7 protein-coding genes and 1 pseudogene are annotated in these 11,612 nt (G+C 71.1%); all 8 read right to left on the bottom strand.

Annotation, left to right across the window (positions count from 1 at the left end):
• Positions 1–1,633 (bottom strand): transglycosylase domain-containing protein (locus DEIPH_RS14930; RefSeq protein ID WP_034359625.1); only part of this gene is annotated, 1,633 nt, incomplete at its 3' end.
• 36 nt (positions 1,634–1,669) lie between these two features.
• Positions 1,670–1,954, bottom strand: a complete 285-nt coding sequence (locus DEIPH_RS14935) for a hypothetical protein (RefSeq protein WP_034359629.1) — start codon at positions 1,952–1,954, stop codon at positions 1,670–1,672.
• A 207-nt stretch (positions 1,955–2,161) separates the two neighbouring features.
• On the bottom strand, positions 2,162–3,331 hold the full coding sequence (cax, locus tag DEIPH_RS14940; RefSeq protein WP_034359630.1) for a calcium/proton exchanger: 1,170 nt from the start codon (positions 3,329–3,331) through the stop codon (positions 2,162–2,164).
• An 82-nt stretch (positions 3,332–3,413) separates the two neighbouring features.
• The gene (locus tag DEIPH_RS14945) at positions 3,414–5,087 is read right to left on the bottom strand and encodes a VgrG-related protein (protein WP_051517424.1); all 1,674 of its coding nucleotides are present in this window, start codon (positions 5,085–5,087) and stop codon (positions 3,414–3,416) included.
• A gap of 3 nt (positions 5,088–5,090) precedes the next feature.
• Positions 5,091–5,666, bottom strand: a complete 576-nt coding sequence (locus tag DEIPH_RS14950) for a CIS tube protein (protein WP_034359633.1) — start codon at positions 5,664–5,666, stop codon at positions 5,091–5,093.
• Positions 5,667–5,765: 99 nt separating this feature from the next.
• Positions 5,766–10,187 (bottom strand): FHA domain-containing serine/threonine-protein kinase, encoded by a 4,422-nt coding sequence (locus tag DEIPH_RS14955; RefSeq protein WP_034359635.1) that lies wholly within the window; start codon positions 10,185–10,187, stop codon positions 5,766–5,768.
• Entirely contained in the window at positions 10,184–11,062 is an 879-nt protein-coding gene (locus DEIPH_RS14960; RefSeq protein WP_235183260.1) for a phage tail protein, read from the bottom strand. The genes DEIPH_RS14955 and DEIPH_RS14960 overlap by 4 nt, the downstream gene beginning before the upstream one ends.
• A gap of 9 nt (positions 11,063–11,071) precedes the next feature.
• A pseudogene (locus DEIPH_RS14965) lies at positions 11,072–11,612 on the bottom strand (putative baseplate assembly protein); the annotation flags it as partial.

Below are 11,612 nucleotides of genomic sequence, written 5' to 3' on the forward strand. Positions count from 1 at the left end.
GCGGGGGGCAGAATCCCCCGCCGTTGGCGAAGCTGGCATAGGCGGCGGCCACCCCCAGCGGCGAGGAGCGGTAGGTGCCCAGCGCGGGGCTGGAGCGGTTGTTGCGGTCCTCGACGTAGCCGACGCTATCCAGCACGCTTCGCAGCGCCTTTTCCCGCGCCGTCCCGACCTGCACGGCGACCGTGTTCAGGCTGCGGGCGTTGGCCTCGCGCAGGGTCACGGCGCGGTTGAGGAAGGTGCCGGAGTTGTTGCGGATAGCCTGGCCCGCGTAGTTGGTGGGCACGTCCCCGAAGGAGCTGAGCTGGGTCAGCCCCTCCCCGAAGGCGGCCGCGTAGAGCAGCGGCTTGACCGTGCTGGCGACTGGACGGCGGGCGGTGGCCGCCCACTGCTTGCCCGGCTGGGCGCTCTGGTCGCCCCCCGTGCTGCTCGCCAGGGCGAGGATACCGCCCCCCTGCACGTCCACGACGGCGGCTCCCTCGGCCACCCCGGGGGGCCGCTGGCCGGTGGCGCCCTCCCCGGTCACGCGGCGCACCAGGGCCGCCTGGGCCGGGCCGTCGAGCGTCAGCACCACCCGCCCGACCCGGCGGGGGTCGAGGCCCGCCGCCCGCAGTTCGCGCCGCACGAGTTCCTGAATGGCCCAGACCGGCTCCGGCGCGTTGGTGTAGTCCGGGTTGCGAGCGGCCCGCACGACCCGCAGGTCGGGGCCGCTTCCCGCGTATTCCACGCGCCACAGCCGGGGCTGGAGCGGTTCCTGGGCGGCCCGCAGGTACGCCTCCTCACGGATCAGGCCATGCGTCCGCAGGATCCTCAGCGTGAGAAGCTGCTGCGCACGCATCCAGCGGAAGCGGGCGGTGGCCTCCTCCGGGGGAGTCTGTTCGGTCACCAGGTAGCGGCCCGGGGCAGGCAGCAGGCCCACCAGAAAGGCCGATTGCGCCAGCGTCAGGTCCGCCGGGTCCACGCCGAAGACCGCGCGCGCCGCGTCGTACACGCCCTTGCGCTGCCCGATGCCCAGCCAGGGGAGGCTGTTCACGCTCATCGCCAGCACCTCGCGCGGGCCGTAGCGCCAGGTCACCAGCGGGGCCAGCACGAACTCGGTCGCCTTGCGGGTCAGCACCAGCCCCGCGCTGCGGCGGCCCGTGTCGTAGTCGAAGTGGCCCGCCAGCACGTTGTTCTTCAGCAGCTGCATGGTGATGGTGCTGCCGCCCGCGCCGCTCAGCACCGCGCGGGGCAGGCGGCCCAGGTCCACCCCCGCATGCGAGAAGAAGCGCACGTCCTCCTTCGCCACGTAGGCCAGCAGGAACGCCGGCGAGACGCCCGTCAGGGGCACGCTCAGCGACTCGCGGCAGGGCACGGCGTTCGCAGCGGCGCTTTCGCGGCAGTGGTCGATCACGCCCAGCGGCGCGCCCCGGCGGTCCTGCACCTCGATCGGCTGGAGTTCCGCCCGCAGGTTCCACACCCGCCCCAGCGCCCCGGTCGTGGCCGCGCCCGCCGCCCCCAGGGCCAGCATCCCCAGCGTCGCCGCGCCCACACCCGCCAGCCCTGCCCGCGCCGCCCGCCGCAGGGTCCAGGGCCGGCGCCCGCTCGTGACGAAGGGCGTGCGCGGCCAGGGTGTGGGGCGCCGCCAGAGCTTCAAGTCTTCACCTGCCCGCCCGACGGTGTGACCGGGCGCTCAGCGGACCACATCCGCCACGCCCGCCGCCGCCGAGCGGAACTGCGCGTCCCGCGAAAGCTGGTTCGCCAGGCCCGACACGCCCACCAGCGCCACCAGGACCATCCCCAGCACGGCCAGGGCGGTCACGGCCGTCGCCCAGGGGGACCCCGGGGGGCGGCGGGCCGGGGCGGGGCGGGCGGGTTTCTCCCGCTTCTCGCGGCGGGACTGGGGGGCGGGCACAGCGGGGGGGGTCAGGGAAGGCAGGCCCGAGGAATAGGGTCGGGGCTTGCGGACGAAGCTCATGCGGAAAGTCTAGGGGCGGCAGATGAGTGGCGCGTCCGTCTTTGGGGGGACGGGGCCGGAGGGGGCCGCAGACCGGCTGTCTCCCGGATTCAGGCCCAAAAACAGCAGGCACAGAAACAGGCGGGCGGTCCAGTTGCTCCTGGGGGAGCCGGACCGCCCGCCTTTTTGCCAGAAAATTGCCTCTCTGATGAATGCGTTGCCCCGGATCTACACGGCCAGCACGCCACGCTCTGGCGCTGGCCCCGCCTGAACGGCCACCGCCGGGGGCCACAGGGCCGCCTCCGCCTCGCCCGCCGAACGCGGCGTCACGAAGTAGAACGCCAGCGCCAGCAGCAGGTATACGGCGATCAGCAGCACGCCCTCGAACCAGGTGGCCTCGCCGTCCTTCGTCACCGTCGTGACGATCAGGGCCACCGCCACGATGGCGACCAGTTCCAGCGGGCTGGAAAACACCAGGTTCATGGGCTGGCCGATGGCGTACGAGATCAGCACCAGCAGCGGCGCGGTGAAGAGGGCCACCTGAATGGTCGCGCCCACCGCGATGTTGATCGCCAGGCCGATCTTGCCCTGGCGCGCGAAATAGCTGCCCGCGATGTATTCCGCGAAGTTGCCCACCACCGCCAGCACGATGATGCCCAGGAAAAACGGGCTGAGGCCCAGCGTCTCACTGGTGGCCTCCAGCGCGCCGGAGAGCATCTCGGATTCCAGCGCGATCAGGGCGGTGCCGCCGACCAGCACGGCGGCGGCCTGCCAGACGGGCCACAGCCTGCCCTGATGGGGTTCTTCCTCCAGCGCGAACACGTCCTTGTGGGTAACCAGGGTGTACAGCAGGTTCAGGAGGTACACGACGATCAGTACGGCGGCGACCCCCAGGCTGAGGTACTCGTCGAGGTTGGTGCGGACGCCCTCGGTGCCGGCCAGGAACGCGGGCAGCTGCTCGGTGTAGTCGAAGAGCGCCGGAATCATCAGCGCGATCACCACCAGAAACAGCATGGAGTTGAGCTGCCCGGCGTTCTGCCCGCTGAACTTCTGGCGGGCGCGGCCAAAACTGCCGATCAAGATGGCGAGGCCCAGCCCCAGCAGCGCGTTGCCGATGATGCTGCCGGTGATCTGCGCCTTGACCACCGTGGTGTTGCCGCCCAGCAGCACGAAAATGGCGATGATCAGTTCCGCCAGATTGCCGAAGGTCACGTTCAGCAGGCCCCCGATGGTCTGCCCCGCCCGCGCGGCGACCTGCTCGGTGGCCTTGCGCAGCCAGTCGGCGAGCGGAATGATGGCGACCGTCGCCGTCAGGAAGACCCACAGCGGCGGCGCATGAAAGACGTACTCCAGCAGCAGGCTGACCGGGATAAAGATCAGCAACGCGTTCATGATCATGCGGCGAGTCTAAAGCCCCGTCCGGGGGGCCGTTTCCTCATCTCCTCTTCACTTGGCCGTCCCCTTCACCGGCCCGCGGCCCTCAGTTCAGGTTGATGGTGCTGCCCTTGACATCCACCGCGCCCGCGCCGCCGTCGATCCGGATGCCGTCTTGTGCCCTCAGGTCCATGCGACCCTGCGCCTCGACCCTCACGTCGCCCTTCATCTGAATGGTCAGCGTGTTGGTCTTGCTGTCGATCCGGATGACGTTGCCGTTCATGTCCTCGACCAGGATGTGCGGCTGGTCGTCGGAGTCGTCGAGGACGATCCTGTGGCCCTTGCGCGAGTAATGCACGCGGCGGATGGTCTTGCCGCCCTTCACCACCCGGCGCGAGGGTTCGGGCGGCGCGTCCACCCCGTTCCACAGCCCGCCGATCACGTAGGGGTGGTGCATGTCCCCGAGTTCGAAGCCGACCAGCACCTCGTCGTCGACCTCGGGCAGCCACTCCATGCCGCGCCCCGGGCCACCGCCCGGCACGGCGACGCGCGCCCAGTCGCTCTCGTCCTTGTCGGAGAGCCAGGGAAACTTGACCTTCACGCGGCCCTGGTTCCGGGGGTCCTCGTTGTTGGTGACGATGCCGATGACGAAGCCGTACTGCTTCTTGGGCTGGTGGGCGCCCGCCAACGTCCGGGCAATGTCCGGCGCGCGGCCCCCGCTGACGGTGAACTCGGTGGTGTAGCCGCTGCTGGTCTGCTGGTCGCCGGTGCGGAAGTGGTGCGTCACGCTGGAAAGCGTGTACTGGCCCTGGTAGCGGTCGCTGACGCCGCCCAGCTTGACGGTCATCCCGGCGGTCATTTTCGGGTAGCCGCCCGCCACACCCGTCGCCTCGACCAGGCCCTGCCGCCGCTGGTCGGCGCTGCCCCCGGCGTACAGCTCTGCCAGTTTCTCCTGCCGCACCACGTGTCCGGTCAGGGTGTAGGGGGCGGCGAGGTCCTCCTCGCCCGCGGCGGCCACCTCGGGTTCGCCCCTGCCCTTGCCCGCCGCACTCACCACCGCCCGTTTGCGCTGCGGGTCCCAGCTGCGCAGGGTGGTGCCGCTGGCCTGCCCCAGGCTGCTCACGCGCGGCGTGAACTCCAGCAGGTTGACGCCCCAGTCCAGATCGCCCGCGTGGCCCATGCTCTCCATCGGCAGGCAGCAGAGGGTGGTGCCGTCCACGAACAGCAGGTAGCCCAGCTTCAGCGCGCGCTCGCGCAGAAAGTCCAGGTTGGTCTGGTTGCTCTGAAGCACGTAGTCGTGGACGAAACTGGCCGGGCCGACCTTGGCCTTGAGGCCGAGTTCGGCGGCGATCTTTTTCACCACGTCCATGTCGGTGACGTTCTGGAAGGTGCGGGTGTGGGTGCCGCGCGAGAGCCGGTGCAGGCGGTCGAAGGCGCGCACCACCAGCCGCTGCCCGTGCTGGAGCAGCTGCGCCTCGACCTCCACGATCTCGCCATCGAAGACGTTGACTTCCTGGTGCTCCTCGACGCGGATACTGATGGTCAGGGGGTTGCCGTTCAGGAAGGTGCCCTTCTGGTCGTCTGTGAAGCGGTAGGCGGCCTGCCCGGCGACCAGCGGCGTGAGGTCGCGCAGCGTCAGGGTCGCCACGTCGGGCATGTGCAGGCTGCTCTCGATGGTGATGTCGTGGATGTTCTGCATCACCTCGGTGGCGAGGTCGCCGTTGATGCGCACATAGAAGTGCGGCACCGAGCCGCGCAGGTTGACGGCCGGACTGGTCACGGCCTACCTCCGCCCGTACTTGGCGCGCAGGTCGCCGGCGTAGCCCTGCGCGTCGTGCCGGATGCGTTCGCTGATGGCGTAGGTCCCCGCGCCCGCCCCGCGCAGCGTGCGGTGCTCCAGCGCCTCCTGAAACTCCACCGTGACCATCGCGCGCACCGGCATCCCGTTGGGCATGAACATGGTGTACTGCTGCTGCATGGAGGTGATGACCGCGTTGAAGAGCCAGTTCTCGCCCCAGATGAACAGGACCTTGGCCGGACGGCCCTTCCTGGTCTTGGGGTCGCGCAGCGATTCCTGAATGTTCATCAGCTGCCAGAGCAGGTCGGTGTGTTCGCGCACGTCCCGCACGGTCTTCTCGCTGTCGCGCAGGTAGGTGTCGAAAAAGAGCTGCATGCTGAGCTTGGCCCCGCTGCCCCCGGAAAAGGTGAGGTCGGAGGCGTCCTTGGTGCTGTTGTCCGCCGGTCCCCAGTTGTTGGACTTCTGGACCTGGTATTCCTTGGGGTTGAACAGGCACTCGACCTTGATGGCCGGGCCTTCGATACTCTTGATGACGGCTTTGACGAGCGGTCCATCAGCCATGGGGGCCTCCTGGGGACTGATCTCTGCGGTGCCGGGGTACCGGGCAAGTGTATCCCAACGGGGGCCGGAAGCGCGGCGGCCCGTGCCGCCTGCCGCCCCTCAGCATCGGCCGGACCAGGTCGTGCCGGAGCGCCAGCCACACCAGCGCTCCTTGGCCTGCCGCGCGCTGTAAAAGCCGCTGAAGGTGTTGGCGTCGCTGCTGAAGACCACCAGGAAGCTGAGGTTCTCGCCCGTCTTCCCCGGCACGTCCACCTGGGCGCTCAGGCTGTAGGACCCGCCGGTGCTGGGGCTGAGGGTGCCGTGGATGCGGCCCTCGTCGCCGGTGCGGACATTGCTGAAGGTTCCTTCGACCGTGTCGCCGCGCACGTTCAGGTGAAGCCGCCCGAAGGGGTGCTGCCAGTTGCCGCTGAGGCGCCCGGTGCCGCTGGGCTGGTCCGCGACCTGCACGAGGACGCTCTGCTGGGTGCTGGCCGCGCCGGGACGGCTGGCCCGCAGGGTGAACTGGGTGTCGCGCCGCAGGGTCCGGGTCGCGCTGCCCGCCGCGTCGACCTGACCCAGCCCGCTGATAAACACGCGCCTGGCGTTCTCCACGTTCCAGCGCAGGGTCACCTCACCCCCCGCAGGCACCTGGGCAGGCGCAGCGCTGAAGGTGACGATCCGGGGCGCGGGGGCGGGCGGGGTGGGCGCGGCCACCGGGGGTCTGGGGGCCGGGCTGGCCGGCGAGGGGGACGCCGGCACGGCGGGAATGGCGGCCGGTTCGGGTCGGGGGGCAGGCGCGGGCCTGGGGGGAGCAGCCTGGGCCGCGGCGGGCACCGCGCGCACCTGCACCGGCTGGCTGGCCCTGACGCTTCCGGCCAGCAGGATATAGGTGGTGCTGGAGCCGGGTGTGAGGCGCACGCTGCCGTGCGGCGGGAACTTGCGGTTCAGGGGCAACAGCTTGACCTGCTCTACCCCCCGCGTGTCCCAGCTCAGGGTGACGGGCTGCCCCCGCTGTACGCTGGCGGGCGACGCGCGGAAGGCCACGATCCGCGGGACAGGGGCAGGGGAGGGCGCGGCGGCCACGGGCCTGGGCGTCGGCGCGGGTGTCGGTGCCGGGGCCGGTTTGGGCTGCGCGGCGGGAACAGGCGCGGGCACCGGGGCCGGCTTCGGGGCGGGTTGGGGCTGGACAGATTGGGACTGGGCCGGTTGGGGCTGCGCGGGTTTGGGCCGGGGCGGGACGGCCGCCTGGGGCTTGGGTGCGGGCGGCAGCACCGGCAGCGCCAGCGACTGCGCGGCGGTGGCTCCGTCGCTGCTACGGGCGGTCAGGGTGAGCTGCGCGCTCTGGGCCGGGGCCGTCACCGTGGTGCTGCCCGAGGGGGGCAGCGCCAGCGTGCCGCCCAGCCCCGCGAGTTCGGCGCTGGCTGCGTCCCGGGTCTGCCAGGTCAGGGTCACGGGCTGGCCGCTGCGGGGTTTGCGCGGGGTGGCCGTGAAGGCCGTGACTTGCGGCGGGCGGGCGCTCACGCTGACGGCGCTGCTCGCCTCGGTGCTGCTCTGGCCGTTGCTGGCGCTGAGGCGGTAGGCGGTGTTGGTCTGCGCGACCACCTGTTTCTCGCCCTGGGCCGGGACGGTCCCGAGCGGGTCGATGGTCACGTTGCTGGCGTTGGCGACCTTCCAGCGCAGCGTCACCGTGTCGCCCGCCCGCGCGTTCTCCGGCGTGACCTGGAACAGCTCGACCACCGGGGCGAGCAGTTTCACGCTGGCGCTGCGCGATACCGTCTTGTCACCCACCTGCGCCCGCAGGGTGTAGGTCTGATCCTGCGTCACCTTCTGCTGGAGGGTGCCGCTGGCGGCGACTGTGCCGACCGGATCGAGGGTGACGGTGCTGGCGTTGAGCACCCGCCAGCGCAGGGTGACGCTCTGCCCGGCGGCGGCCTGCTGCGGCGTCACTTGGAACAGGTCGATGCCGGGCGGCAGCACCTTCACGTCGCGGGTCTGGGTGACGTTCTGGCCGCCGCCCTGGGCGCTGAGGCGGAAGGTGGTGTCGGCCGTGATCTTCTGCTTCAGCTCGCCCTTGGCGGGCTGGGTGCCGAAGGGGTCGAGCGTCACCTCCCTGACGTTGGCGACCTCCCAGCGGAGGGTGGCGCTCTGGCCGCTGGTAATGTTCTCGGGCGTCACCGAGAAGCGCTTGACGACCGGCGCGGGCAGCCTGGGCGTGAGGGTCAGGACCGTCTGGGCCGTCTTGACGCGGCCGTAGGCGATCACCTGCACCTCGGTGGGTTCGGTGATGCCCTGCGGAATCAGCAGCTTGCCCCGGCCGCTGTAGAGCGTCTTGTTCCAGGGCTTGACCAGGATGCGCGAGGTGCCCCGCGTCTCGAAGTTCAGCGTGAAGGGTTTCCCGGCGGGCGGCTGCTGCGGGTCGGCGCTCACGCTCACGATGGTGGGCACCTGGAGCAGCCACCACACGAACAGAATGGCCAGGATCAGCAGCAGCGGCAGCAGCCACAGCGGGATCACCGGCAGGTGCAGCAGCGACACGGTGTCGGCGTGGTCCTGGCCGCGGTCGGGCCGCGGGTGAATCCGCAGGGTGCGCGGGCGCGGCGAGGCGATCCAGCGGATGGGCAGCCGCACCTGGAGGCGGTGCTCGAACTGCCCCCCGGGCTGCACCGTCACGTCCTGCGGCAGCGCCTCCACCCGCACCTTGCCGACGCCCTCGCGCAGCCGCAGCCAGTAATTATGGAGGATGGCGCGGACGGGAACGATGTTGCGCAGGTCGCCGGTGGGCGGAATCCGCATCATGTCCCAGGGAGACTGGAGAAAGACGTGGCCCTCGTCGTCGCCCACGGCGGGGCTGTAGGTGATGGGCACGTTGGAAACGTTGGTCAGGCGCAGGTCGTAGTGGGTGCGCCGCCACGCGCTGCGCCGCCGGGGGGTCAGCTCCAGCCGCGTCTCAGTAAAGGGCAGCACCATCCAGTCCATCGGCGCGAAGCCGAACTCGGCGGGATTCTCGCGGCTGCGGGCCAGCACCTTCACCGGATAGGTTGCCGCGTGCGACCCAGGCTCGCGCGGCACCAGCACCTTCAGGGTCGTTTCACTGGTCATGCCGGGGTTGAGCTGCACCTCGTGGTAGAGGTTGTGCACCCAGGTTTCGGGGATACCCTCGACCTCCAGCCGGAAGTGGTCCACCGTGCGCCCGGTGTTGGCGAGCTGCACCCGCAGCAGCCGCGCCTCACCGGGCTTGAGGTCGATGGCGCTGTCCTCGACCAGCACGCCGATGCGGGCCTGCTGCACCACCCGCTGCGGCGGTTGCAGCCGCAGCCAGAAGGGTTCCACCCGCAGAATGCCGCCGTCGGGCCAGGGCGTGCGCGCGCGGGGTTCCAGCGGTTCGCGCCCTAGCGTGGTCCCGTTGGTGGACCCCAGGTCGGTCACGAACACGCCGCCCCCCTCTACCCCGATGTTCAGGTGGTGGCGCGACACGCCCGCGTGTTCCAGCACAATCGTGTTGCCAGGGGCGCGGCCCAGCGTGGCGGTGTCGGCCCGCAGCGGCTCGACCCGCAGCAGTTGCCCGCCCTCGTCGCAGATCTGGAGCCGGGGCCAGGGCGTGCGGTCGGCTAGCGGCTCGATGCGCGGCGCGGGCGGCTCGGGAATGTCCGGCAGCACGACCGTGGGGCGCGGCCCCTGTGGCAGCAGCCCGCTGAGCACCGCCTGGAGCGCGTTTTCGAGGTCATGGGCGTCGCGGTAGCGGTACTGGGGGTCTTTGGCCAGGCAGGTCAGCACCACCTCTTCGAGGTCCTGGGGAATGTCCACCCGGATCTGCCCCGGCGGGATGGGCGCGACGTGCTGGTGCTTGTCCACGGCGTCGGCCAGGTCGCGCGTCTCGAAGGGCACCAGGTTGGTGAGCAGCTCGTAGAGGATGACCCCCAGCGCGTAGAGGTCGCTGCGGACCTCGCTGCGCACCCCCCGGCACTGCTCGGGCGACATGTAGGCGGGCGTGGTCACGATCAGGCGGTCGTGCGTGCCGTGGGTGTAGGCCTGCAACTCGCCCACCCCGAAGTCCGAGACCAGCACGCCGTAGGCCTGGCGGCCCAGGATGGCGCGCGCGGGCGTGAGCAGCAGGTTTTCCGGCTTGAGGTCGCCGTGCATCAGGTTGGCGTCGTGGGCGGCGGCCAGCGCCCCCGCCGCCTGCCGGGCGATGTCGACCGCGATCAGCAGGTCCAGAAAGTGGCCCTCGCGCGCCTGTGCCTGGAGCAGCTGCCGCACCGAGCCGCTCTGCGCCAGCGTCATGCCGTAGTAGGCGCGGTGGTCGCGCTCCATCAGCTCGCCGGGCGTCAGGATGCCGGGGTGCGCCAGCCGCCGCCACTTCTCGAACAGGCGCCGGAACTGGAGCATGAACTGCGGCTGCGCGGTCAGCTCCGGGGCCACGACCCGCAGCGCGCTCACCTGCGCGCCGTCGAGGTTCTGCGCGGCGTACACCTGCCCCAGCCAGCCGCCCCCCAGCTCCCGCAGCAGCCGGTAGCCCTCGAAGATGGTGCCGGTGGCGGTCACACGTACCTCAGCTCATAGCGCACGTGGGCGGGCAGGTGCCGGGCCACCAGCCGCTCCACGTCCCCCCGGGTGGTGCCGCTGGTGGCCTCGTCGGGTTCGGGCAGGGTGACGGTCACGCTGTAGGGGCCGCCGGCGTTCTCCGTGATCTGGGGCGTGACCCCGCAGCCGATCTCCAGCGCGCGCATCAGGCCGTAGCGGGTGCCGCGCCAGCGCAGCAGGTGCATCGCCTCGCGCAGCCACTGGCGCTTGCGGGCCTCGGGCCAGTGGGGATCGACCTCCAGGCCCAGCCAGGCGGCGAACCAGCCCAGCAGCCGCTCGGGCGCGGTCGCGGGCGAGAAGTACATGTCGAGGTGGTCCTGGCGGTGTTGCAGCGGCTCCCAGATGCTCTGGAAAATCAGCAGGTAGCGCGCCAGGAACTCCGACTCGCTGAACATGGCGGGCAGGTAGTCGAGGTAGACGCTGGCCGACCCCTCGGCCAGCGGGGCGGGCAGGCCGGGGCGCGGCGGGGCCAGCGGCGACAGCGTGAAGTCCGGCGCGGCGGGCAGGGCGTCCACCTCTGCGGGGGGTGTGGGGGCCTCGGGGGCGGGCAGGTAGGCCAGCACGTAAGGCCCCATCTGCACGACCACGCCCTCTTCCAACACCTGCGGCTGGTGGGGCACGAGGCGGTGCCCGGCCAGGAACGTCTCGCCGTTGCCCAGGTCGGTGATCACCCAGCGGCCCTCCAGCTGCCGCACTTCGGCGTGCCGGATGGCGATCGAGGAATGCGGCAGCGCGAGGCCGTTGTCCGGCGTGCGCCCGATGGACAGCAGGCTCATGTCCAGGCTGAGCATCTTGACGGTGTCGCCCTGGAGCTGCACGAAAAGCTGGTGGCCCACGCCCATCCCCTACTCCACCCGCACCGTGTGGAGGTCGGAGACGACCACACCCTGCGGCGGCAGGAGCAGCTGGGTGCTGACCGGCTGGCGCAGGTCCTGCTGGCCCGGTTCGGTCAGGAAGACCTGCACGTCCTCGACGAAGTCGCCGCCGGGCACGGTGCGCAGCAGGCTATACAGTTCCGAGAGGTGCAGCGTGCGCCCGAACGGCCAGCCCGTTCCCGCGCTGCCGCCGGTGTGGGGATTGAGGTAGCGGTACAGCAGGGCCTCGGCAGCGCGCCGCACGTCGGCCTTGAGGCCGCGCGAGCTGCCCGGCGGCACCCGGATCAGGGCACTCACGCTGACCCAGAACAGCTGCGGGGCACGCACCTCCAGCGTCGTGCCGACCAGCCGCCGCTCGTCAAGGTGCGCCTGCACGCTGGCGCGCAGCTCGGCCGAGAGCGTGAGCTGGTCCGGCGCGATGCGGCCCGGCGGCACGGCGATCAGCGGCAGGATCACCATGCTGACCTGCCCCGGCTGCACGTCCAGCGCGCGAATCTGGCCGGGATAGGCG

This window comes from Deinococcus phoenicis (genome assembly GCF_000599865.1).
Lineage (GTDB): Bacteria > Deinococcota > Deinococci > Deinococcales > Deinococcaceae > Deinococcus > Deinococcus phoenicis.